General features: G+C 72.5%; 20 protein-coding genes and 4 pseudogenes. 14 read left to right on the top strand and 10 right to left on the bottom strand.

Features of this window, described 5'->3' with window-relative positions; translation table 11 throughout:
- Positions 1-36: 36 nt before the first annotated feature.
- Positions 37-408, bottom strand: a complete 372-nt coding sequence (locus ACFXAZ_RS12865) for a hypothetical protein (RefSeq protein WP_384588707.1) — start codon at positions 406-408, stop codon at positions 37-39.
- 97 nt (positions 409-505) lie between these two features.
- On the opposite strand from ACFXAZ_RS12865, the gene ACFXAZ_RS12860 reads away from it, so the two are divergent.
- The 5 genes from ACFXAZ_RS12860 (at position 506) to ACFXAZ_RS12840 (ending at position 4506) form a co-directional block, all read left to right on the top strand.
- Positions 506-1003: a YbaK/EbsC family protein gene (locus ACFXAZ_RS12860; RefSeq protein ID WP_384588704.1), complete on the top strand. Its 498-nt coding sequence runs from the start codon at positions 506-508 to the stop codon at positions 1001-1003.
- Positions 1000-1845, top strand: a complete 846-nt coding sequence (locus tag ACFXAZ_RS12855) for an EamA family transporter (protein WP_384588701.1) — start codon at positions 1000-1002, stop codon at positions 1843-1845. The genes ACFXAZ_RS12860 and ACFXAZ_RS12855 overlap by 4 nt, the downstream gene beginning before the upstream one ends.
- A gap of 406 nt (positions 1846-2251) precedes the next feature.
- Positions 2252-3141 (top strand): IS5 family transposase gene (locus ACFXAZ_RS12850; protein ID WP_384588698.1). Its coding sequence is split into 2 segments (ribosomal slippage): positions 2252-2600 and positions 2600-3141, totalling 891 coding nucleotides; the frame shifts between segments, so codons are not numbered across the junction.
- A gap of 319 nt (positions 3142-3460) precedes the next feature.
- Positions 3461-4150, top strand: coding sequence for an alpha/beta hydrolase (locus tag ACFXAZ_RS12845; RefSeq protein ID WP_382689737.1), 690 nt, complete (start codon positions 3461-3463; stop codon positions 4148-4150).
- 80 nt (positions 4151-4230) lie between these two features.
- Entirely contained in the window at positions 4231-4506 is a 276-nt protein-coding gene (locus ACFXAZ_RS12840) for a DUF1876 domain-containing protein (RefSeq protein WP_384588695.1), read from the top strand.
- 15 nt (positions 4507-4521) lie between these two features.
- Here the strand turns inward: ACFXAZ_RS12840 and ACFXAZ_RS12835 are convergent, their stop codons facing one another.
- Positions 4522-5412 (bottom strand): LysR family transcriptional regulator, encoded by an 891-nt coding sequence (locus ACFXAZ_RS12835; protein ID WP_384588692.1) that lies wholly within the window; start codon positions 5410-5412, stop codon positions 4522-4524.
- Positions 5413-5535: 123 nt separating this feature from the next.
- On the opposite strand from ACFXAZ_RS12835, the gene ACFXAZ_RS12830 reads away from it, so the two are divergent.
- On the top strand, positions 5536-5895 hold the full coding sequence (locus tag ACFXAZ_RS12830; RefSeq protein ID WP_384588689.1) for a YybH family protein: 360 nt from the start codon (positions 5536-5538) through the stop codon (positions 5893-5895).
- Here ACFXAZ_RS12830 and ACFXAZ_RS12825 read toward each other — a convergent pair.
- The 4 genes and pseudogenes from ACFXAZ_RS12825 to ACFXAZ_RS12810 form a co-directional block, all read right to left on the bottom strand.
- A complete protein-coding gene (locus ACFXAZ_RS12825) occupies positions 5892-7091 on the bottom strand; it encodes a serine hydrolase domain-containing protein (RefSeq protein ID WP_384588686.1) in 1200 nt (399 codons plus the stop codon). The genes ACFXAZ_RS12830 and ACFXAZ_RS12825 overlap by 4 nt on opposite strands.
- 110 nt (positions 7092-7201) lie before the next feature.
- The gene (locus tag ACFXAZ_RS12820) at positions 7202-7960 is read right to left on the bottom strand and encodes an energy-coupling factor ABC transporter ATP-binding protein (RefSeq protein WP_384588683.1); all 759 of its coding nucleotides are present in this window, start codon (positions 7958-7960) and stop codon (positions 7202-7204) included.
- Positions 7961-8025: 65 nt separating this feature from the next.
- A complete protein-coding gene (gene cbiQ, locus ACFXAZ_RS12815) occupies positions 8026-8787 on the bottom strand; it encodes a cobalt ECF transporter T component CbiQ (protein ID WP_384588680.1) in 762 nt (253 codons plus the stop codon).
- A 7-nt stretch (positions 8788-8794) separates the two neighbouring features.
- A pseudogene (locus tag ACFXAZ_RS12810) lies at positions 8795-9733 on the bottom strand (energy-coupling factor ABC transporter permease); the annotation flags it as partial.
- Positions 9734-9826: 93 nt separating this feature from the next.
- Here ACFXAZ_RS12810 and ACFXAZ_RS12805 point away from each other — a divergent pair.
- Positions 9827-10156, top strand: a pseudogene (locus ACFXAZ_RS12805) (SsgA family sporulation/cell division regulator); the annotation flags it as partial.
- Between the two features lie 163 nt (positions 10157-10319).
- Here the strand turns inward: ACFXAZ_RS12805 and ACFXAZ_RS12800 are convergent.
- The 4 genes from ACFXAZ_RS12800 to ACFXAZ_RS12785 form a co-directional block, all read right to left on the bottom strand.
- Positions 10320-11990, bottom strand: coding sequence for a penicillin-binding transpeptidase domain-containing protein (locus ACFXAZ_RS12800; RefSeq protein ID WP_384588677.1), 1671 nt, complete (start codon positions 11988-11990; stop codon positions 10320-10322).
- 272 nt (positions 11991-12262) lie between these two features.
- Positions 12263-13888, bottom strand: coding sequence for a penicillin-binding transpeptidase domain-containing protein (locus tag ACFXAZ_RS12795; protein ID WP_384588674.1), 1626 nt, complete (start codon positions 13886-13888; stop codon positions 12263-12265).
- A 206-nt stretch (positions 13889-14094) separates the two neighbouring features.
- Positions 14095-14337, bottom strand: a complete 243-nt coding sequence (locus tag ACFXAZ_RS12790; protein ID WP_384588671.1) for a hypothetical protein — start codon at positions 14335-14337, stop codon at positions 14095-14097.
- A 51-nt stretch (positions 14338-14388) separates the two neighbouring features.
- Entirely contained in the window at positions 14389-16146 is a 1758-nt protein-coding gene (locus ACFXAZ_RS12785) for a dolichyl-phosphate-mannose--protein mannosyltransferase (protein WP_384588668.1), read from the bottom strand.
- Between the two features lie 148 nt (positions 16147-16294).
- On the opposite strand from ACFXAZ_RS12785, the pseudogene ACFXAZ_RS12780 reads away from it, so the two are divergent.
- The 7 genes and pseudogenes from ACFXAZ_RS12780 to ACFXAZ_RS12750 all read left to right on the top strand — a co-directional run.
- Positions 16295-16831, top strand: a pseudogene (locus ACFXAZ_RS12780) (16S rRNA (cytidine(1402)-2'-O)-methyltransferase); the annotation flags it as partial.
- 177 nt (positions 16832-17008) lie between these two features.
- Positions 17009-17320, top strand: a pseudogene (locus ACFXAZ_RS12775) (16S rRNA (cytidine(1402)-2'-O)-methyltransferase); the annotation flags it as partial.
- A 351-nt stretch (positions 17321-17671) separates the two neighbouring features.
- Positions 17672-18094, top strand: coding sequence for a hypothetical protein (locus ACFXAZ_RS12770; RefSeq protein ID WP_384588665.1), 423 nt, complete (start codon positions 17672-17674; stop codon positions 18092-18094).
- A gap of 114 nt (positions 18095-18208) precedes the next feature.
- Positions 18209-19138 carry a TatD family hydrolase gene (locus ACFXAZ_RS12765; protein WP_384588662.1) on the top strand — a complete coding sequence of 310 codons (930 nt, stop codon included), beginning with the start codon at positions 18209-18211 and terminating at the stop codon, positions 19136-19138.
- A 295-nt stretch (positions 19139-19433) separates the two neighbouring features.
- The gene (locus tag ACFXAZ_RS12760) at positions 19434-20705 is read left to right on the top strand and encodes a ubiquitin-like domain-containing protein (RefSeq protein WP_384588848.1); all 1272 of its coding nucleotides are present in this window, start codon (positions 19434-19436) and stop codon (positions 20703-20705) included.
- Between the two features lie 451 nt (positions 20706-21156).
- Entirely contained in the window at positions 21157-22113 is a 957-nt protein-coding gene (gene rsmA, locus ACFXAZ_RS12755; RefSeq protein WP_384588659.1) for a 16S rRNA (adenine(1518)-N(6)/adenine(1519)-N(6))-dimethyltransferase RsmA, read from the top strand.
- 104 nt (positions 22114-22217) lie between these two features.
- Positions 22218-23138, top strand: coding sequence for a 4-(cytidine 5'-diphospho)-2-C-methyl-D-erythritol kinase (locus ACFXAZ_RS12750; RefSeq protein ID WP_384588845.1), 921 nt, complete (start codon positions 22218-22220; stop codon positions 23136-23138).
- The last annotated feature ends 7 nt before the right edge of the window (positions 23139-23145 follow it).

Below are 23145 nucleotides of genomic sequence, written 5' to 3'. Positions count from 1 at the left end.
CGGCGTCGTCGTTCCGGTGAGGGGCGGCCCCACCACCTACGTCCCCAGGACGCGGCCGGCGCCCGCCCCCCACCCCGCGGCCCCCGGCTGGACATCCGCGCTGATCAGCGCGGGCAGCACCAGCCCCGCGTTGCGGATGATCGGGATACGGCCGAGCCGGCTCCTGGCGCCGGTCATCGCCCAGCCGGTGAACTCGGAGAGCGTGGCCTCGGCCACGCTGGGTACGGCGGCGGCGTAGATGAACAACTGCGCCTTGGTGCCCAGCCAGCGCGCCTTGCGGTCCGACCGGCTGCCCACCAGCACCTCGTGGCCGTACCAGCGCGTCGAGGAGACCACGCAGCCGTCCGCCTCCAGCCGCTCGCGTAATGCCGCCAAGTAGCTTGCGGCCGGGCTCTGTTGGCTAGTCATGGGGTGATCTTCCAGTACGCCCGGAGCCTGGGGAAGAGCGGCGACGGACCAATAACGTGGTCGCCTGTACCGTACATACGGCGTTAGCGTGCCGCCCATGACCTCTTCCGCCTCCGCCGCCCATCCCCGTTTCGCCGAGGCCCTCGCCGAGTTGGGGCTCGCCGAGCTGGGCGGTCGCGTCCGGCGCTTCCCGGACGCCACTCGTACCGCCGCCGAGGCCGCCGACGCGATCGGCTGCGAGCTGAGCCAGATCTGCAAGTCCCTCATCTTCGCGGCGGACGGCGTGCCCGTACTGGTGCTGATGGACGGGGCCTCGCGGGTGGACGTGGAGCGGGTGCGCGACGAACTCGGCGCCGTACGGGTCACACGCGCCAAGGCCGATGTCGTACGGGAGACCACCGGGTACGCCATCGGCGGCGTCCCGCCCTTCGGGCACCGTACGAAGACCCGCGTGCTGGCCGACCGGTCGCTGCTCGCGCACGACGTGGTGTGGGCGGCGGCCGGCGATCCGCACACCGTGTTCCCCATGGAGCCCGGGGAACTCATCGCCCACGCGGGCGCGACCGTCGTGGACGTGCGCGAGCACCACGCGTGACACCGCTGGTCGCCACCGCCGTGCTCGCGGCGGCGGTCACCCACGCCGGGTGGAACGCCATCGCCCATCGCATCACCGACAAGCTCGTCGGGTTCGCGCTCATATCCGGCGGCGGGGTGCTCATCGGACTCGCCCTCGTACCCTTCGCCGCCTTTCCGGCGGCCGGGGCCTGGCCCTACCTCTTCGTCTCCGGCGCCATCCATATCGGGTACTACGCCCTGCTGATGAGGTCCTTCCGGCTCGGTGACTTCGGTCAGGCGTATCCGATCGCCCGGGGCACCGCGCCCCTGCTCGTCACCCTCTTCGCCGCGCTCTTCGCCCACGAGGTGCCCGACGCCTGGGCCGCCGCCGGGATCGCCCTGTCCTGCGCCGGGCTGACCGGGGTCGCGCTGTGGGGGCTGCGCGGACGCCGCCCCAACTGGCCCGCCATCGGGGCCGCGCTGGCCACCGGGCTGACCATCGCCGCGTACACCGTGGTCGACGGGCTCGGGGTGCGCGCCGCCGATTCGCCGCTCGGTTACATCGGCTGGCTGATGGTGCTCCAAGGGGGCTTCCTCCCCGCCTACGCGGTCTATCGGTGGCGGGGGGAGACCGTCGCGCGGCTGCGGCCCCACGCGGGGCTCGGGCTGCTCGGCGCCGCGATGTCCGTGGCCGCCTACGCCCTGGTGCTGTGGGCCCAGACCCAGGCCGAACTCGCGCCTGTCGCCGCACTGCGGGAATCCTCGATCATCGTGGGGGCCGCCATCGGGGCCGTGATGTTCAAGGAGCGGTTCGGGGTGGCCCGGGTGGCGGCGGCGGGGGTGCTGGTGGTGGGGATCGGGTTGATGTTGCGCTCGGGGTGAGGGGGACAGGGGACGAGGGACGGGCGGGCGTGTCTGACAAATGATCACCGAGTGGAGATGTGTGTGCGTGCTCGGTCCCATCGCCTTGCCGCCCTGACGCTGGCCAGTGATGCTGGGCAGGTGCCAGGACAGGGGAAAAGAAGGCTGCGGCAAGAGGACGCGCGGCAGCGGCTTGCTGCTCGCACCACGTCGGACGCGGGACAGTGGGAAGTGGTCGTTGAGACTCTGGACCAAGCGGAGATGCGTACGCGGTTGCGCCGTCTTCGGGAGGCAGGAGTCGACGGCTCGATGATCCGGATCGACACACTGTGCGGGCGCTTGGCGCTGCCGACTGCCTACCGGCTGAGCCGTTTTGTGACGGACCCCGCGCGGGAGTCCGAGCGTGAGCACCCAGATCATTGATTTTGTGGCAGGTCGAGGTGAGTTGACGGATGCGGCGTGGGAGCGAGTAGAGCCCCTGTTGCCGCGGGTGGATGGGCGTGGCCGTCCGTGGCGTGATCACCGGCAGGTGGTCAACGGGGTGCTGTGGCGGCTGCGGACCGGGGCTCCGTGGCGTGATCTCCCGCAGAGGTACGGGCCGTGGCAGACCGTCTACGAGCGGTTCGCCCGGTGGGAGGCGGACGGAACCTGGGCGAAGCTGCTGGAGCACGTTCAGGTCCGCGACGACGCGGTGGGCCGGGTGGAGTGGACCGTCTCCGTCGACTCGACGATCAACCGGGCCCATCAGCATGCGGCCGGCGCCCGCAAAAAGGGGCCGCGGACGGGGACGAACTGGAAGATCCGGGCCGCTCGCAGGCGCGTCAGGCCCTCGGCCGGTCCCGGGGCGGGCTGACCACGAAGGTCCACCTCGCCGTCGACGGCCGGGGCCTCCGGCTGTCCATCGTGCTCACGCCCGGCAATGTCAACGACGCCACCGCCTTCGGCCAGGTCCTCGACAGCATCCGCATCTCGCGCGCCGTCACCGGCCGCTCCCGCACGACACCGCAGCGCGTGCTGGGCGACAAAGCGTATTCCAGCAGGGCGATCCGCCACCTGCTGCGGCGCCGGGGCATCGCCGCCACGATCCCCGAACGCCGCGACCAGGCGGCCAACCGCCGCCGACGGGGAGCCCTCGGCGGCAGACCACCCGCCTTCGACAAGGACGTCTACCGTGATCGCAATGTGGTCGAACGATGCTTCGCCCGCCTCAAGCAGTTCCGGGCCATCGCCACCAGGTTCGACAAGCTCGCCGACCGCTACCGTGCCGGACTCATGCTGGCCTCGCTGATCCTCTGGCTCCGCGAACCAGCCAGATGATCATTTGGCAGACAGTCCCTAGGGGGCTTGTTGAGGGCGCCTGCCATCCCCGTCACCTGAACGGCTCGTTCGTGTGGGCGGTGGCCGTGGGGGCGGGGTGTGGTGGGGGTGTACGTACACGTACGTGGTCGTCGCGCGGAGGTCATGCCGTCGGGGCGTCCTCGGCGACCGCTCTGGTAGCCGCTTCCGGTGACCGCTCCGGTGACCGTCTCCGGTAACCGGAGCGGTGACCCTGTCCGGTCACCGCCTCCGGCGAGACGTTTCCGGCGTACGCCTTCTCCCCACCCCCACCCCCACCCCCCTCGAAGGGACATCCCCCATGGCTGACAAGCCCGCAATCGTCCTCGTGCACGGATTCTGGGGCGGTGCCGCCCACTGGTCCAAGGTCATCACCGAGCTGCACCGGCGTCGCTTCACCTCGCTGCACGCTGTCGAGGTCCCGCTCACCTCGCTCGCCGAGGACGCCGAGCGCACCCGCAAGATGGTCCGGCAGATCGACGGGCCCGTCGTGCTGGTCGGGCACTCCTACGGCGGCGCGGTCATCACCGAGGCCGGTGACCTGCCCAATGTCACCGGGCTCGTCTACATCGCCGCGTTCGCCCCGGACGCCGGGGAGAGTCCCGGCGGCATCAGCCAGGAGAAACCCCCGGCCGCCTTCGACAACCTCGCCCCGGACTCGGACGGCTACCTGTGGGTCAAGCAGGACAAGTTCCACGAGAGCTTCTGTCAGGACCTGACGGCCGAGGAAGGGCTGGTCATGGGCGTGACCCAGAAGGCGCCCCTCGCCTCCACCTTCGGTGACACCATCTCCCACCCGGCCTGGCGCACCAAGCCGACCTGGTACCAGATCTCCACCAGCGACCGCATGATCCACCCGGACAACGAGCGCCGCATGGCCGAGCGGATGAAGCCCCACAAGACCATCGAGCTGGACGCCAGCCACGCTTCACTGGCCTCGCAGCCGGGGCCTGTGACGGATCTGATCGAGGAGGCCGCGAACGCCGTCTGACCGGGGCCGCCGATCCCGGGCGTGTGCGGGCCCGGCCTGCGAGGAGCACCCTGGAAGCAGGTCTTCCGGAGGTGATCGTCATGATGCACACCACTGTGGGATGGCATGTCGAGCTGGAGTTCATGGAGGACGACCAGCACACCAGGGCGGCGGCAATGGTCCGCCTCCCCGACGGCACCGAGCTACGCGCCCACGGCCGGGCCACCCGCCATCAGGTCGACTCCAACCAGCCACGGGTCGGCGAGGAGATCGCGGGCGCCCGCGCCCTCAACGAACTCGCCATGCGACTGCTCACCAAGGCGCACGGCGAGATCGACGCGGACTCGGGGCGGACGTCCGGGCCCATCCACGCGTGAGGCCCGTTCACCGGGTCATGTCTGAGGCGCGCCGAACGCCGTCCGGCTGTGGACCAGCAACTGCCGCAGCGGTGGGTTGTTCGTGCCGCCCCGCCACACCAGCGCCAGCAGCGCGGGCGTCTCCACGTCCTCGATCGTGCGTACGGTGAGCCGGGCGCCGTACGCCGTCGCCATCGACTCGCTGAGCACCGCCACGCCCAGTCCGCGCACCGCGAGCCCGGCGATGGCGTCCGCCGCGCTGGCCTGGAGCGCGAGGGTGGGGCGCAGGCCCTGGGCCGTGCAGGCGTCGTCGAAGAGCGTGCGCAGGCCGGTGCCGGGCGGCATGCAGACGATCGGGTGGGCGATGACATCGGCGAGGGTGATCCGAGGCCGGCCGGTCAGGGGGTGATCGGCGGGGGCCGCCACCACCAGGCGTTCCCGGATGATCGTCAGCGCCTCCAGGCCCTCGGGCGTGGCCCTCGCCGTTCCGATCAGCGCGAGGTCCAGCGTGCCCGCGCGGACCTGCTCGACCAACCGGTCCGAGTTGTCCTCCAGCAGGGAGATCTCCACCCCGGGGTGCGCCCGGTGGAACGCGGCGAGGGCGTCGAACAGTGGGGTGATCGTGCAGCCGATGACCATCCCGACCGTCACCCGTCCCCGGATCAGGCCGGTCACCTCCCCCACGGCCTCCCCGACCGCCCCGCACGCGGCGAGCGCGGCCCGCGCGTGCTCCAGGGCCGCCTTTCCGGCGACCGTGAGGGTGGCGGTGCGGGACGAACGGTCGAACAGTTCGGTGCCGAGTTCCCGCTCCAACTGGCGGATCTGGGCGCTGACCCCGGACTGGCTGATGTGCACCCGCTCGGCGGCCCGCGTGAAGTTCCGCTCCTCGGCGACCGCCACGAAGTACTCCAGCTGTCTCAGTTCCATGGCTGTAGATTCTAGTTCCGAGAAGGACCAGCTGTTGGACTTCTGGTGTGGGTCCGGCCAGGCTGGGACGTATCGCCCTATCAGGAGCCGAGACATTTCGCCGCCGTATCAGGAGGAGACATCGTGACCGAGTACGAGAGGGCCATGCGCCCCGAGGACATCACCCGTCTGTTCGTCGAGCGTTCCAACGCCGGGGACGCCGCCGGGGTCGCCGCGCTCTACGAGCAGGACGCGGTGATCGCGTATCCGCCGGGCACCACGACCGTCGGACGGGACGCCATCCGTGAGCTGTGGGCGAAGGTGCTCGCGGGCAACCCCCGTTTCGAGCCGGAACCCCCGCTGCCGACGCTGATCAGCGGCGACCTCGCGCTCACCGCGACCCCGCCGAAGGACGGGGCGGGGGCCAGGGCACAGGTGGTCCGGCGGCAGGCCGACGGGAGCTGGCTGCGGGTGCTGGACCAGCCGGAGTTCGTCACGCCCTAGCGGCTGCCTTGCGGACCCTGGGACCCCAGCGACGCCCGCACCGCCCCTACCAGCGCCTGCGCCCGCGGGTCCGCCGTCACGCTCTTGCGGAACCCGTTGGTCACATAGCCGAACGCGATGCCCGACTCCGGGTCCGCGAAGCCCAGCGCGCCGCCCCGGCCGGGGTGCCCGAAGGAGCCCGGGGACAGCAGCGGGGACGCGCTGCCGTGCAGCATGTAGCCGAGCCCGAAACGCGTGCCCACCACCAGCACCCGGTCCGGCCCCGCCGACCGCTCACCCCGCGCCAGCGCCACCGTCTCCGGCGTGAACAGCCGTACCCCGCCCTCGACTTCGCCGATCAGCGAGGCGTAGATCCGTGCCAGACCGTCCGCCGTCGCGATGCCGTTGGACGCGGGCAGCGCGGCGGCGCGGTAGCCGGGGTCGTTCTCGTCGGGCAGCGGCGTGATCGCGGCGAAGGCTCGGCGGGTGAGGGAGCCGGGGTCGGCGTAGGCGTCGGAGACCGCCTTCTTGGGGCGGGTCCGCAGCCCGCCGGGGCCCGCGTCGGGGGTCTCACCCCGGCCGACCCGGCCCACCCGCGCCGCCTCCGCGTCCGGCAGCCCGAGCCAGAAGTCCGCGCCGGCCGGCCCGGCGATCTCCCGCGCGATCCACTCCCCGACGGTCCGCCCGGTCACCCGGCGCACCAGCTCCGCCGTGAGCCAGCTGTACGTCTGCGCGTGATACCCGTGGTCCGTGCCCGGCTCCCACTCCGGTGCCTGCGCCGCCACCGCCCGCGCCCCCAGCACCGGGTCCACCGCCTGCGCGGGGGTCAGCGGCCGGTCGAGCGCCGGTACCCCGGCCCGGTGGGCCAGCACATGCCACACCGCCGTGCGCTCCTTGCCCCGCGCCTTGTACTCCGGCCACCACTGCCCGACCGGCGCGTCCAGGTCCAGCTCACCGCGCTGATGCAGCAGGAGCAGTACGGCGGCGGCCACCCCCTTCGTCGCCGAGCGCACGATCTGGGCCGTGCCGCGCTCCCAGGGCGCCGTACCGTCGATGTCCTTGGTGCCGCCCCACAGATCGACGATCCGGCGCCCGTCGCGGTAGACGGCGACGGCCGCGCCCCGGTCGCCGAGCACCTCGAAGTTCTTCACGAACGCGTCCCGGACCGGCTCGAACCCCTCGGCGACCGTGCCCCGTATGCCTGCATCCGTACTCACGCCCGTACTCACGCCCCTACTCCGTTCCGCGCCCGCGCCATGACAATGGATGCAACACGCCTCCACCACCTGCGATTCCTCGGTACAACCATGTGTACGGGACGGGCGTTTCAGCCCCGCCGCGCCGCCGGTACCGACCGAGGATCGAACCCGTACGGCAACTCCAGCCGGTGCGCCCGCATCAGCTCCTCGTCCGACAGCAGCTCGCGCGTCCCGCCGTCCGCCGCGATCACGCCCTCGCCGAGGATGAGCGAGCGGGGGCACAGTTCCAGGGCGTAGGGCAGATCGTGGGTCACCATCAGGACCGTCACGTCCAGCGAGCGCAGGATGTCGGCCAGTTCACGGCGGGAGGCCGGGTCGAGGTTGGAGGACGGCTCGTCCAGGACCAGGATCTCCGGCTCCATCGCCAGCACGGTCGCCACGGCCACCCGGCGCCGCTGGCCGAAGGAGAGGTGGTGCGGCGGACGGTCCTTGAACTCCGCCATGCCGATCCGCGTGAGCGCCCGGTCCACCCGAGCCTCCAGCTCCGCGCCCTTGAGCCCGGCCGCCGCCGGTCCGAAGGCCACGTCCTCGCGCACACTCGGCATGAAAAGCTGGTCGTCCGGATCCTGGAAGACGATCCCGACCCGGCGCCGGATCTCCGCCATGTGCGCCCGCCCGACGGGCAGCCCGGCGACCTTCACCGTGCCCGTGCCGCCGGTCAGGATGCCGTTGAGGTGCAGGACGAGGGTCGTCTTGCCCGCGCCGTTCGGGCCGAGCAGCGCCACCCGCTCCCCGCGCCCGATCCGGAAGTCCACGCCGAACAGCGCCTGATGCCCGTCGGGATAGGCGAAGGCGAGACCGGAGACCTCCAGCGAGGCCACCGCCATAGGGTCCACAGGGGCTGTGACAGCCCCTGTCACAGGGGCCGTCACGGGGTCCATCGCAGAGTCGCTCACAAGGTCCATCCCAGCAGACACACGACGAGCGCGGCGACGGGGAGGGCCAGCGCGTACGACCACTGCGCCCGGTCCGCGCTCACCTCGTCGATCACCGGCATGCTTCCCGCGTACCCCCGGCTGATCATGGCCAGATGGACGCGCTCGCCGCGTTCGTAGGAGCGGATGAACAGCGCGCCCGCCGACTTCGCGAGCACACCCCAGTGGCGTACGCCGCGTGCCTCGAAGCCGCGTGACTCGCGGGCGATCCGCATGCGCCGCATCTCGTCGGTGATGACATCGCCGTACCGGATCATGAAGGACGCGATCTGGACGAGGAGGGGCGGGAGTTTCAGGCGCTGGAGGCCGAGCAGGAGGGCGCGCAGTTCGGTGGTGGAGGCCAGCAGGACGGACGCGGCGACGCCCAGGGTGCCCTTGGCGAGCACGTTCCAGGCGCCCCACAGGCCGTTCACGCTCAGCGACATGCCCAGCACCTCCGTCCGCTCGCCCTGCGCCACGAACGGCAGCAGCACGGCGAACGCCACGAACGGCACCTCGATCAGCAGCCGTTTGAGCAGGAAACCCGCCGGTACGCGCGCGAGGGCGGCGACGACCGCCAGCAGCACCGCGTACAGCCCGAACGCCCACATCGCCGCGCGCGGGGTGGACACCACGACCACCACGAACGCGAACACGGCGGCGATCTTGGTGTGCGGGGGCAGCCGGTGCACGGGCGAGTGCCCGTGCCGGTAGAGCCTGTGCGCGTGCCCGGCGCCCATGGCGTCGTCAGGCGCTCTCGGCGGGGGCGGCCGACGGCGCGGAGGCGTCCGTACGGCGTCGGCGCACCGCCCAGAAGATCGCGCTGCCCGCGACGACCGTCGCGCCGACGCCGATCACGCCCGCGAGCCCGCCGGACAGCCGGGCGTTGTCGATGTCCCGGATGCCGTAGTCGGCGAGCGGTGAATCGGCGTTGGCGTGTTCCTCGGCGGAGTTCGCGAACCCCTTGTCCTCGGCGACCCGCTCCAGCCCGTCCGGGTTGGCCGACGCGTAGAAGCTGACGAATCCGGCCAGGACCACGGAGGTGATCAGTCCGCCGATCCACAGCGACCGGCGCGAGGCGCGCGGCGCGGCGGCGGGTACGGGCTCGGCGCCGGGCGCGTCGACCAGTTCCCCGCCGACCCGCAGCTTCAGCGGGCGGCGCAGATCCCGGGCGCCGTGGACCAGATCCGGCCGTACGGCGATGACGGCGCCGACCGTCAGCGCGGTGATCACCGCCTCGCCGATGCCGATCAGGACATGCACCCCGCCCATGGCCGCCGTGACCGTGCCCAGCGGGACGTCCGTGGTGCCGCCGATCGCGAAGAACCCGACGAACGCCAGCGCCGCCGCCGGTACCGACACCAGCGCGGACACGAAGGACGCGGCGGTCACGCTGGAGGGCCGCCGGGGCAGCACCTTGACCAGGGCGCGGAAGACGACGTACGCGACCACGACGCCCACGATCGACATGTCCACGATGTTCACGCCGAGCGCGGTCAGCCCGCCGTCCGCGAACAGCACGCCCTGCATCAGCAGCACGACGGAGATACAGAGCATGCCGGTATAGGGCCCGACCAGGATCGCCGCCAGCGCCCCGCCCAGCAGATGCCCGCTGGTCCCGGCCGCGACCGGGAAGTTCAGCATCTGCACGGCGAAGATGAAGGCCGCGACGAGCCCCGCCAGGGGGCGGGATCCGGAAAATGTGGGACATTGGATGTGGAGCGGGACGCACAGCTTTCACACAGACAACGCAGGTCACGCAGGGTAAGGGGCCGTCCGATGTCCGCAGTCGAACAGTACGCGCGAGCCCATATAGTCACCGACGCCGACATCCCCGACGACACCGACGCCGTCCCCGTCGTGCTGCGCTACGACCCGGAGACCGACCCCCGTTCGGTACGGATCGGGCTGCCCGGCCCGCACGAGTGGACCTTCTCCCGCACCCTGCTGGAACAGGGGCTGCGGGAGCCCGCCGGCACGGGTGAGGTCAAGGTGTGGCCGCTGGGGCGGGTGCAGGCGGTGGTCGAGTTCCACTCGGCGGCCGGGGTCTCGGTGGTGCAGTTCGACACCAAGACGCTGATGCGGTTCCTGCGCCGGACGTATCTGGCGGGGGGCCGGCCGACCGCCTCTCCCAGGCCCCCTGAGCCGGATCTCACCCAGCCGGATCTCACTGAGCCCCATCTCCCGGATCCGGATCTCACGGAGCCCCATCTCCCGGATCCGGATCTCACGGAGCCCCATCTCCCGGATCCGGATCTCACTGAGCCGGATCTCAGCCGCCGAGCTTGAGCAGCGCCGCCACCATCGGGCCCGCCGTCGAACCGCCGTGCCCGCCCTCCTGGACCACACCGGCCGCGGCGAGATCACCCCGGTACGCCGTGAACCAGCCGTTGGGCTTCTCCTGCCCGTCGACCTCCGCCGAGCCGGTCTTCGCGCCGATGTCCCCGGTGACCCCGGACATCGCCGCCGCCGCCGTACCGGAGGCCGCCGTGTAGGCCATCAGCTCGCGCAACTCCCCGGCCGTGGCGGCGGACATCGTGCGCGAGGCGGTGGCGAGGGTACGGCCGTCGACGGACGGGTCGACCAGATACGGCTGGTGGAAGACACCCTCCTTGACGGTCGCGGACACCGACGCCATGTTCAGCGGGTTCATCCGCACCCCGCCCTGGCCGATCAGCGACGCCCCCATCTGCGCGTCCGACTGCACCGGCACCGAGCCGTCGAGGGTCGGTACGCCTATGGCCCAGTTGTCCAGACCGAGGCCGAAGACCTGCTGGGCCTGCTGGGTGAGGTCGTCGTCCTTCAGCTTCGGCGCTTGGCTGATGAAGGCCGTGTTGCAGGACCGGGCGAAGCTGTCCTTGAAGGTGCCGTCCTTGATCTCGAACTCGTCGAGGTTCTGGAACTTCCAGTTGCCGTAGGTGAAGTACTTCGGGCAGGGGTGGTCCTTGTCCGCCGACGCCAGATTCTTCTCGATCAGCATCGAGGCGGTGACCACCTTCATCGTGGACCCGGGTGCGAGGGAGCCCTGGAAGGCGGTGTTGAAGCCCGGGTCGGCGTTGGCGACGGCGAGGATCTCGCCGGTCGACGGACGCATCACGACGACGGAGGAGCGGGCTTTCTTCGCCACCTGCTCCTCGGCGGCGGCCTGCATCGTGGGGCTCAGCGTCGTCTCGACCGTGCCGGGCGTGCCCTCGCTCAGCTCCAGCACCGTCTTGTCGGAGGCGTCCTTCGCCTTGGACTCCTTGCCGCGTACGACCCGCAGTTCCACGCCCGCCGTGCCGCCGGCCGTCTTGCCGTACTTCTCCCGCAGCCCGTCCAGCACCGTCCCCAGCGACGGATACTCCTTCTCCGTCAGCTCCCCGCCCTCCGCGTCCAGCGCCGTGACCGGCGGGGTCCCGGCCTCGCCGGTCACCAGCCTGTCACCGTCCTGGAGTTCGGGGTGCACGACCGCCGAGTGCCACTCCACCAGCGGTACGCCGTCCGACTCCCGGCGGACGACGGTGAGGGAACTGGCGTACGACAGTGGCTTGCTGGTCTCCTCGAAGGTCACGGTGCCCTTGACCGCGAACGGCACCTCGGCGCCCTGCGGGGTCTTCGCGGTGAGGGTGACGTCCTCGACGTGGGCGTCCTTGGTGTAGCCGGTCAGCAGCGCGGTCGCGGCGGTGGCGTCGGTGGTCGCGGCGGCGGCCTCGCCGACCTGGCCCCGCTGCCAGGCGGTGAGGAACGTGCGCGCGGCGGTGGTGACCTCCGTCGCCGACAGGGGGCCGGACTTCACGGACTTGGTCCGCTGCTCGTTGGCGGACGCGGTCTCCGCCTCGGCGGCGGTACCGCCGTAGAGCGCGTAGACGCCGAGTCCGGCTCCGCCCACGACCGCGGCGATCATCCCGCCGATGACGGCCGGCCTCGTCTTCCGTCGCTCGGCGACGCGCCTTCTGTTCCCCACGCTGTTTCGATCCTCCGCGCTCTTCCGGTCCCGCAGACCCGCCCGACACTCACCGTGCCAACGACGTCACCAGCCTAGAGTCCCGTTCTGTGCGGGGCCCTTCATCAGGGGGAGTCCGGACAGGGTTGTGACATGGGGTCGGGCAGGGGGTGCGCGGGCAGGGGGTGCGTCCGTTGTCGGCCGGGTGCGGGTGGTTGGGTGGCTGGTCGCGCAGTTCCCCGCGCCCCTGGGGGGTGGGGGCCGACCTGCGCTGCCCCGCACCGGCACCCCGGTCAGCCCGCTCGCAGTACCGCCGCCACGATCGGCCCGGCCGCGTCGCCCCCGTGGCCGCCCTCCTCCGTCATCGCCGCCGCGGCCACATCATCGCGATACCCCGTGAACCAGCTATTGGCGACGTCCTGACCGTCCACCTCCGCGGACCCCGTCTTCGCGCCGATGCTCCCGCTCAGCCCCGTCATCGCCGCCGCCCCGGTACCGCTCACCGCCGTCCGGTTCATCATCGACCGCAGTTGCGACACCGTGTCCGCCGACAGCCCCTCCGCCGTGGCCAGTTCCCGCCCGTCCAGGCTCTGCGGCACGATCACCGGCTGCCGGAAGGTCCCCGTGAGGGCGGTCGCGGTCACGGACGCCATGGTGAGGGGGCTCATCTGCACCTGCCCCTGGCCGATCAGATTCGCCGCCATGTCCGGCCCCTCGACCGCGGGGACCGACCCGTCGAAGGACGGGATCCCGACCTTCCAGTTGTCCTGGCCGAGCCCGAACCCCTCCATGGCCTCCCGGGTGAGCGAGTCGGTCTCGATGGAGTCGGTGTACTTGATGAACCCGGTGTTGCAGGACCGGGCGAAGGTATCGGTGAGGGTCGCGCTCTCGTTCGGCTCCAGCGTGTCCAGGTTGTTGAAGGTCTGGCCCTCCCACAGCGCGGTGTCCGGACACGGGGCCGGTCCGTTCGCCGTCGTCAGCCCGCTGTCGATGAGCATCGCGGCGCTGATGATCTTCATGGTCGAACCGGGCGCCACCTGCCCGAGGAACGCGGCGTTGAAGCCGTCCGCGCGGTTGTTGGCGACGGCGAGCACCTCCCCGGTGCTCGGCTCGACGGCGACGACGGACGACTCGTCGTACTCCTCGACGGCCTGCTCGGCGGCGGCCTGCACGTCCGCGCTGAGGGTGGTGGGCAGTTCGCCCGGCTCGCCCTCGGAGACGGTCAGCAGCGGAGTGTCGGCGGCGCCGGTCGTGGTGTGCCGGATCGACAGCTCGACGCCGGGTGTGCCGCCCGCTTCCTCGCCGTACTTGTCGCGCAGTTCGTCGAGGATCGGGCCGAGCGAGGGGTACTTCTCCTTGGTCAGGACGTTGCCGTCCCGGTCGACGGCCTCGATCGGCGGCCGCGCCGACTGACCGGTGACCAGCGTGTCCCCGTCCTTGAGGTCGGGATGCACGACGGACGGCTCCCAGTCGACCAGTGCCTTGCCGGTGGTCTCGCCGCGCACGACGGTGAGCGAGCTGTCGTAGGCGAGCGGCTTGCTCTCGCCCTCGAATGACACCGTTGCCTTCACCGAGAACGGGACGGTGGTGCCGTTCGCCGCGCGGGGCGTGATCGTCACGTCCGTGATCCGGGCCTCCTGGCCGAAGGCGAGGAGGACGGGCCCCGCCACCGACTGGTTGTCGGTCAGCCCGGCGGCGGCCGTCCCGTCGCCCTTCTCCCACGCCGCGAAGAACTCGGCGCTGGTGTTCTCGACCTCGTCCGCGCTCGGCGGCCCCGACTTCTTCACCTCCGCGCCGGCCGACCCGGACCCGCCGTCCCCGTCCAGCGCGGACACCATGGTGAAGGCCCCGTACCCGGCGGCACCCACCATCCCGGCGAACACCGTGCCGACGATGGCGCCTTTGACCCCCTTGCGCATGACGCGGCTCCTCCCCGTTGCCCCGTTGGTGCCCTGATCCCGGGCCCGGCGACACGCGCACGATCTGAACGCGTTCAGAAACCCGGGCGAGTCGAACTGTAGATGTCCCGAGGGGGAGTTGTGACGGCTGTTCCCGGACGGTGGCAGACCTGAGACACGGAACCGGTGCATAAAGCACGTATCCGGCCCGTTCGTGGAGTCCGCTGTCAGTCCGGGTCCGGCAACGGCTGCCAGGTCGACGCGCCCGGCGTCCGCCCCTCCGGCGGATAGTCGCAGTCGATGCCGCTGATCTCCCGGTCCCCGTCCGCGTCCACCACCGCGACCCCCGTACACGCCCGGCCGTGCTCATCGGTCCAGGTGACCACCTCGCTGCGGTCGGCACACCCCGCGAGCATCAGCATCCCCGCGACCCCCGCCCCGGCGAGCCCGGCCCGGTGACGTCCCCTCATCCCGCATCCCCCCCGTAGTGGGCGCAGTGGTCGCCCGGACGGCGACGGCGACTAAACCCATGTATCCAGCCACATTCGCGACCTCCAGTCATCGATGGGGATCGCCTGGCCCGTGTAGATCGGCCAGAAATAGATGAAGTTCCACGCGATCAGCAGGACCAGCACCCCCGCCCCGGTCGCGCCCGCGACGCGGCGGCTGTCGGAGGAGCCCGGTGGGCCGATGAGGGCGCCCAGGAGCATGGCCACCGCGAGACAGATGAAGGGGATGAAGACGACGGCGTAGAAGAGGAAGATCGTCCGGTCCTGGTACAGGAACCAGGGCACATAGCCGACGGCCACCGCGCAGGCGATGGCGCCCGCCCGCCAGTCACGGCGGAAGAACCAGCGCCACAGCACATACGCGAGGGCGAAGACACCCACCCACCACAGCATCGGCGTACCCAGCGCCAGCACCTCGCGGGCGCACTTCTCGCCGGCGTCCGCCGGGCAGCCGTCGGTGCCGGGGGCGGGGGACTCGTAGAAGTAGGAGACCGGGCGGCCCAGGACCAGCCAGCTCCACGGGTTGGACTCGTAGGTGTGCGGCGACTGGAGGTGGACGTGGAAGTCGTACACCTGGGACTCGTAGTGCCACAGGCTGCGCAGCCAGTCCGGGAGCCAGGACCAGGAGCTCTCCTTGCCGTCGGTGGCCGCCCAGTTGCGGTAGTAGCCGCCCGTGCCGTCCGACGGGGAGAGGATCCAGCCGATCCACGACGCCACGTACGTGACGATCGCGACCGGCACGAGGGCGACGAAGGCGAGGCCCAGGTCGTACTTCGCGACCGCGCGGTACGGGTGCCGGGCGCCCGCCACCTTGCGCGAGCCGATGTCCCACAGGACCGTCATCAGGCCGAACGCGGCCAGTACGTACAGGCCGTTCCACTTGGTGCCGATCGCCAGGCCCAGCATCAGACCGGCCGTCCAGCGCCAGGGCCGCAGACCGAGGCGGGCGGTGTCGGCGATGTGCGCGTCGGGACGGACCCTGCCGTCCGCGTCCACCGGCAGCGCGGCGGCCAGCCGGGCCCGCGCCCTGTCCCGGTCGACGACCAGCGCGCCGAACGCCGCCACCACGAAGAACATCAGCACCCCGTCGAGCAGCGCCGTGCGGCTCATCACGAAGTGCAGGCCGTCCACCGCGAGCAGCGCGCCCGCCAGACAGCCCAGGAACGTCGAGCGCAGCAGCCGGCGGCCGATCCGGCAGATCAGCAGGACCGACAGGGTGCCCAGCAGCGCGGTCATGAACCGCCAGCCGAACGGATCGAACCCGAAGATCAGTTCGCCCAGGCCGATGACGTACTTCCCGACCGGCGGATGCACGACGTACGCCGCGTCCGTCGGGATCGGCACATTTCCGCCGGAGGACAGGATCAGATCGTTGACGTTCTTGTCCCAGTTGACCTCGAAGCCCCGGTGGACGAGCGCCCACGCGTCCTTCGCGTAGTACGTCTCGTCGAATATCACCTTCTTCGGATCGCCCAGGTTCCAGAACCGCAGCACCCCCGCGAACAGCGTGACCAGCAGCGGGCCGCCCCAGCCGGACCAGCGCACGATCCGGGTGGCCAGGTGGTGCGGTACCCCCAGCGCCGTCCACAGCCGGGGACCGGGCTCCGCGTACGGCGGCACCAGCCGTTCCCGCACGTCGGCGCCGCCCGCGCCGCCGCGCGCCACGTAGCCGAAACGGCGCAGCCGCTGCTGCCACGCCGGCCGCTGGTCGGGCGGGGCCTGGTCATGCCGGGTGTCCGTCGAGGACGCGGAGGACGCGGTACTGGTCACCGCGCCATCGTAGGGAACCCTTCTATGGGAGTCCCGCGCATGGGTGGGATGGGTGGCGATGCGTCCGATTCGTACGGATCCGGGGACCGAGGGGGAGCGGCGGGCCACCGGGCCCTCGCCGGTGGTCCGCCCCTGGGAGGATGGGGGGGTGACTGGAACCCTTGTTTTGGCGGGCACCCCCATCGGCGATCTCGCGGACGCGTCGCCCCGGCTGGCGCAGGAACTGGCGGGCGCGGACGTGGTCGCCGCCGAGGACACCCGGCGGCTGCGCCGGCTGACCCAGGCGCTCGGCGTGACGCCGGGGGGCCGGGTGGTGTCGTACTTCGAGGGCAACGAGAGCGCCCGTACGCCGGAACTGGTCGAGGAACTGGTGGGCGGCGCCCGGGTGCTGCTGGTGACCGACGCCGGGATGCCCTCGGTGTCCGACCCGGGGTACCGGCTGGTCGCCGCCGCCGTCGAGCGGGACGTACGGGTGACCGCCGTACCGGGACCGTCCGCCGTGCTCACCGCGCTCGCGCTGTCCGGGCTGCCGGTGGACCGCTTCTGCTTCGAGGGGTTCCTGCCGCGCAAGGCCGGCGAACGGCTCTCCCGGCTGCGCGAGGTCGCCGCCGAGCGCCGCACCCTCGTCTACTTCGAGGCCCCGCACCGCCTCGACGCCACCCTCGCCGCGATGGCCGAGGCGTGGGGGGGCGGCCCGGGCGCCCCCGGGGGCGGCCGGCACTACAAAAAATAAGCGGTGGGGAGCCCGGGGCCGCGGACACACCGCGCGGGGGGGGGGGGCCCCCGCCGCGCCCCCCCGCGAGTGACTCCGCCCCCCCCCCCCGGCGCCCGCCCCCCCCCCCGGGGGGGGGGGGGGGGTGGGGGGGCCCCCGGGCGCGCCGCCGTGTGCCGCGAACTGACCAAGACGTACGAGGAGGTACGCCGTGGCCCGCTGACCGAGCTGGCGGCGTGGGCCGCGCCGGGGGTGCGCGGGGAGATCACCGTGGTGGTGGAGGGTGCGCCGGAGCGCGGGGGCGAGGAGATCGACGCGGGGGAGCTGGTGCGGCGGGTGCGGGTGCGGGAGGAGGCGGGGGAGCGGCGGAAGGAGGCGATCGCCGCGGTGGCTTTGGAGGTGGGGGTGGCCAAGCGGGTTGTTTTTGACGCGGTTGTTGCTGCGAAGCGCTCTGCGGGGTAGGGGGCCGGGTTTGGGGTGGGGGGTTCGGTTTGATGCGGGCTTTCCGTCCGTTGTGGCTTGTCGCGCCCACGCGGCGGAGCCGCATATCGATACAGCCCCGCGCCCCTTCAGGGCGTTGCCCGGCCGTGTCTTTCAGGCCATGCCCCATGCTCGGGCAAAGTGGAGGGGGTCCCTCCGGGGGTTTCGGCAAGGAACGTACAAGTCGTGGCCAACTCTCTACAGGGGGAGTGCGTCCGGGGGGCGGGAGGCGTTCTCTGGACGGAGGGAACGCACCCGTTCCCGCCTTCGACGGGGTCCGTGGATCCGTGGGTTCACGCCGGGGGCACTGTCCAGCGGACCACAGGAGCTGGCATGAGCGAGATCGCAGGGCACACCGGCCTCCGCAGCGCGGCGGGCGCCGTTGTCCACGAGTCCTACTCCTTCGCCTGCATGAGGTGCGGGCACGGCTGGGAGCAGTCGTACGAGATAGAGCACCACGCGGACACCGACGGTCGCCTCTTCGTGCTGTACGTGGCGGACGGCGAGGTCGTGCCGTCGCCGCTGAACCGGCCGACCTGCGGCAACTGCGGCGGTCACGTACTGCGGATCATGGCCGCGGGCCGGGTGTCGGGCGCACGGGAGGCGGCGCAACGCAGCACCGCCCGGCCCGCCGTCCCCGCGCAGGACGCCCAGGGTGGCCAGGGTGACCAGGACGTCCCGGCCCCCGCCGGGCGCGAGCACCACCACTGGCACCTGTCCGACCTGCTCCACCCCTTCCACCGCCGGGCCAGCTGAGCCCGGCACCTGAGTTCGGACCCGGCGGGACGGCCTCCCCCGCCGGGTCCGAGGCCGTTCCCGAGGCCGTTCCCGCGCGGCGGGCGCCGGGCGCGGCTTCCGTAGGATCGGGGCATGCCCGCGAACGACCCCTCAGACACTTCAGGCCGCCCGGACGCCTCCGGTCGCTCCGACGCCTCCGGCAAGAACTCCGCGCCGCCGCTCCCGCAGCCCCTGCGGGTACCGGTCGCCGACTCGCACACCCACCTCGACATGCAGTCGGGCACGGTCGCGGAGGCCCTCGCCAAAGCCGCGTCCGTCGGGGTCACCACGGTCGTGCAGGTCGGCTGCGACCTCGCCGGCTCCCGCTGGGCGGCCGAGACGGCGGCGGCGTACGACGCCGTCCACGCGACCGTCGCCCTGCACCCCAACGAGGCGCCCCGTATCGTGCACGGCGACCCCGACGGCTGGTCCCGGCAGGGCGCCAGGACGGCGGGCGGTGACGCGGCGCTGGACGAGGCGCTCGCCGAGATCGCCCGGCTGGCCGCCCTCCCGCAGGTCAAGGCGGTCGGCGAGACCGGCCTCGACCACTTCCGCACCGGCCCCGAGGGCATGGCCGCCCAGGAGCGCTCCTTCCGCGCCCACATCGAGATCGCCAAACGGCACGGCAAGGCGCTGGTCATCCACGACCGCGACGCCCACGCCGACGTCCTGCGCGTCCTGAAGGAGGAGGGCGCCCCCGAGCGGACGGTCTTCCACTGCTACTCCGGCGACGCCGAGATGGCCGAGATCTGCGCCCGCGCGGGCTACTACATGTCCTTCGCCGGCAACGTCACCTTCAAGAACGCCCAGAATCTGCGCGACGCGGTGGCCATCGCGCCGCCGGAGCTGCTCCTGGTGGAGACCGACGCCCCCTTCCTGACCCCGGCCCCGTACCGCGGACGGCCCAACGCCCCCTATCTCATTCCGGTCACCGTGCGCGCGATGGCCGCCGTGCGCGGCGTCGAGGAGGACGAGCTGGCGGCGGCCCTCGCCGCGAACACCGCCCGCGCCTTCGCCTACTGACCCGGCCCCTTCGCCACTCTCCGTGGCCGCGTCGCTTTGGAGAGTGACGGGCGCTCCGCTAGTTTCTTGGGGCCCGAACCGGACCCGTCCGGATCCCTGGCCCCAGGAGCGTGTCGGCGTGAGCACTCCGGACTACTTCTACGACCGGCCCCGGCCGCAGTCCCAGCCGCAGCCGCAGCCGCATGTCCCCGGATACGTCCGCCCGTACGTCCGCCCGTACGTCCCCGCGTACGAGACGGCGACGCTGCCGTACGAGGTGGCGTACGAGTACGAGGACGCGTACGGCGCGCACGACATGTACGGCACGCACGGCGCGTATGGCACGCACGGCACGCCCGGGTCCTCGTACGACACCTATGCGCCCGCCTACGAGCACCCCACCGTGGCCGACGTTCACTTCCCCCGGCAGGCAGGCGCCCCCGTACCACCTCCCCCACCCGATGGCCACCGCCGCCGCCCCCACCGCCCCGGCCCGGCCGGTACGGTCCGCCGCCTCCTGCCCCGGGCGCTGGTCGTCGCCTTCCTGGCCGGGGGCACGACGGCGTTCGTCGCCAAGGACAAGGCGGTGGAGCTGACCGTCGACGGGCACCCCCGCGCGCTGCACACCTTCGCCGACGACGTGACGGAACTGCTGGCCGACCAGGGCGTCGAGGTGGGCGCCCACGATCTGCTCGCGCCCGCCCCCGGTACCGCGCTGACCAGCGGCGACGAGATCACCGTCCGCTACGGCCGCCCGGTCCGGCTCACCCTGGACGGCGAGCGGCACGAGGTGTGGACCACCGGGCGCACGGTCGGCGAGGCCCTCCGGCAGATCGGGGTGCGCGCGGAGGGCGCGTATCTCTCCGCCGAGCGCTCCCGGCGCATCGGGCGCGAGGGCCTCACGCTGGACGTGCGCACCGAGCGCTCGGTCACCGTCATGGCCGACGGCCGCGCCCGTACGGTCCGCACCAACGCGGCGACGGTGGGCGAGGTGGTCGCGGCGGCCGGGATCACCCTGCGCGGCGAGGACACCCTCTCCGTCCCGGCGGCCGGTTTCCCGCGCGACGGGCAGACGGTCACCGTGCTGCGGATCACCGGCTCGCAGGAGGTCCGGGAGGAGGCGATCCCGTTCGCCGTGCGGCGCACCGATGATCCGGCGCTGTTCCGGGGCAGCGAGGTCATCGAGCAGGAAGGACGGCCCGGTCTGCGCCGGGTCACGTACGCCGTGCGCAGCGTCAACGGGGTCCGGCAGAAGCCGCGCCTGGTCGGCTCCGAGGTGGTGCGCGAGCCGGAGACGAGGCTGGTGCGGGTGGGCACCAAGCCGATGCCGACGTCCGTGGGGGGCGCCGACCATCTCGACTGGCCGGCCCTCGCGGCCTGCGAGTCCGGCGGCCGTCCCGGTGCGGTGGACCCTTCGGGCACGTACGGCGGCCTCTACCAGTTCGACACCCGGACCTGGCAGAGCCTCGGCGGCTCCGGCCGCCCCCAGGACGCCCCCGCCACCGAACAGACCCTCCGCGCGAAGAAGCTGTACGTCCAGCGCGGGGCGAGCCCGTGGCCCCACTGCGGGGCCCGGCTGGGCGGCTGACCGGCCTGGCCTGGTCCCGCCGCCCCTTGTCCCGCGCCGTGTGGGTCCCGTCCCGGGCCGAGGGTTCCCGTGTGGGTCCCGTCCCGGGCCGAGGGTTCCCGTGTGGGTCCCGTCCCGGGCCGAGGGTTCACATGTGGGTCCCGTCCCCGGCCCAAGGGCCTCCTTGCCCGCCGTCCGTCGCCGCCTCCCGTCTCGCGCCGAAGGGTCCCCGTCTCGCGCCCCGAGGGCTCTCGTATCCAAAGGGGTCTCCCAGCCCGTGCGCCGGAGGAAGCCCCGTTCCGCGCGCGAGGGCTCCCGCACCCGAGGGGGTGGCCCCCCGTCCCGCGCGTCCACGGCGTCCCCGCCCCGCGCTCAAGAGCGCTCCCCCGCCCGCCGCCCCCGGTCCCCGTGCCCGAGGCGTCCTCTCCCCCACTCCGTCACGCCCCGTCCGCCCGGCCCGTACCCTGGTGCCGTGAACAGCTCCACCGATGCCCTGCTGGGCCCCGCCGATGTCCGTGAACTGGCGGGGGCGCTCGGTGTGCGGCCCACCAAGCAGCGCGGCCAGAACTTCGTGATCGACGCCAACACGGTCCGCCGTATCGTGCGCACCGCCGAGGTCGGGCCCAAGGACGTGGTGGTGGAGGTCGGGCCGGGGCTCGGTTCGCTGACGCTGGCGCTGCTGGAGGTGGCCGACCGGGTCACGGCCGTCGAGATCGACGACGTACTCGCCGGCGCGCTGCCCGCGACCATCGCGGCGCGCCTGCCGGAGCGGGCGGAGCGGTTCGCGCTGGTGCACTCCGACGCGATGCGGGTGGAGACCCTGCCCGGCCCCCCGCCGACCGCACTCGTCGCCAACCTCCCCTACAACGTGGCCGTTCCCGTCCTGCTGCACATGCTCGCCACCTTCCCCAGCATCGAGCGCACGCTCGTGATGGTGCAGGCGGAGGTCGCCGACCGGCTGGCCGCCCCGCCCGGCTCGAAGGTGTACGGCGTCCCCTCGGTGAAGGCCAACTGGTACGCGGACGTGAAGCGCGCCGGGGCGATCGGCCGCAGTGTCTTCTGGCCCGCGCCGAACGTCGACAGCGGGCTGGTCGCCCTGACCCGCCGTGCGGAGCCGGTGCGGACCACCGCCTCCAAGGCGGAGGTCTTCGCCGCCGTGGACGCCGCGTTCGCCCAGCGCCGCAAGACGCTGCGGGCCGCGCTGGCCGGCTGGGCCGGATCGGCGGCGGCGGCCGAGGCGGCCCTCGTCGCGGCGGGCGTCTCGCCCCAGGCCCGCGGCGAGTCCCTGACCGTCGAGGAGTTCGCCCGGATCGCCGAGCACAAAGGGATCACCGCCGAGCAGCAGGCGAGTACCGCTGAGCACGAGGCGATCACCGCCGAGCGCAAGGTGATCGCCGACCAGCACAAGAGGACCGGGGACCAGCACTAGGTGACCCGGGCCGGCACCAATACACCGTCGCCGAGCGCGACGCGCCAAAGACCAGCACAGGCACCCGAAGACCAGCGCAACGCACCGAAGACCACCACGAGCCGATCGCCGAGCACGAGGAGAGCAGCCAAGTGAGCGTGACGGTACGCGTCCCGGCCAAGGTCAATGTCCAGCTCGCGGTCGGCGCGGCCCGCCCCGACGGCTTCCACGACCTGGCCAATGTCTTCCTCGCCGTCGGCCTCTACGACGAGGTGACGGTCACCCCGGCCGCCGAACTGCGGATCACCTGCACCGGCCCGGACGCCGGCCAGGTCCCCCTGGACCGTACGAACCTCGCCGCGCGGGCCGCGATCATCCTCGCCGAGCGGTACGGCCGTACCCCCGACGTCCATGTCCACATCGCCAAGGACATCCCCGTCGCCGGGGGCATGGCGGGCGGCAGCGCGGACGGCGCGGGCGCGCTGCTCGCCTGCGACACCCTGTGGGGCACGGGCGCCTCGCGCGAGGAACTCCTCGACATCTGCGCCGAGTTGGGCAGCGACGTACCGTTCAGCCTGGTCGGCGGGGCGGCGCTGGGCACCGGGCGGGGCGAGAAGCTGACGCCGCTGGACGTCGGCGGGACGTTCCACTGGGTGTTCGCGAGGGCCGCGCGGGGGCTGTCGACGCCCGCCGTCTTCCGGGAGTTCGACCGCCTCGCCGAGGGCCGTACGATCCCGGAGCCGGTGGCGTCCGAGCCGCTGCTGCACGCCCTCGCCAAGGGCGACCCCGACGCCCTCGCCGCCGCCGTCTCCAACGACCTCCAGCCCGCCGCGCTCTCCCTCTTCCCGGAGCTGGCCGACACACTGGCGGCGGGCCGGGAGGCGGGCGCGCTCGCGGCGCTGGTCTCGGGATCGGGACCGACGACGGCGTTTCTGGTGCGGGACGCCGAGTCGGCCGGGAAGGTGGCGGAGGCGCTCACGGCGTCCGCCACCTGCCGCTCGGCGCGGGTGGCACAGGCCCCGGCGGCCGGGGCGACAGCGGTCTGACCGGGGT

It is taken from the genome of Streptomyces sp. NPDC059477, from assembly GCF_042749375.1.
In the GTDB taxonomy this organism is placed as follows: Bacteria; Actinomycetota; Actinomycetes; order Streptomycetales; family Streptomycetaceae; genus Streptomyces.
The sequence above is the reverse complement of the archived record's forward strand: the minus strand, read 5'-3'. Positions and strand labels throughout refer to the sequence as shown.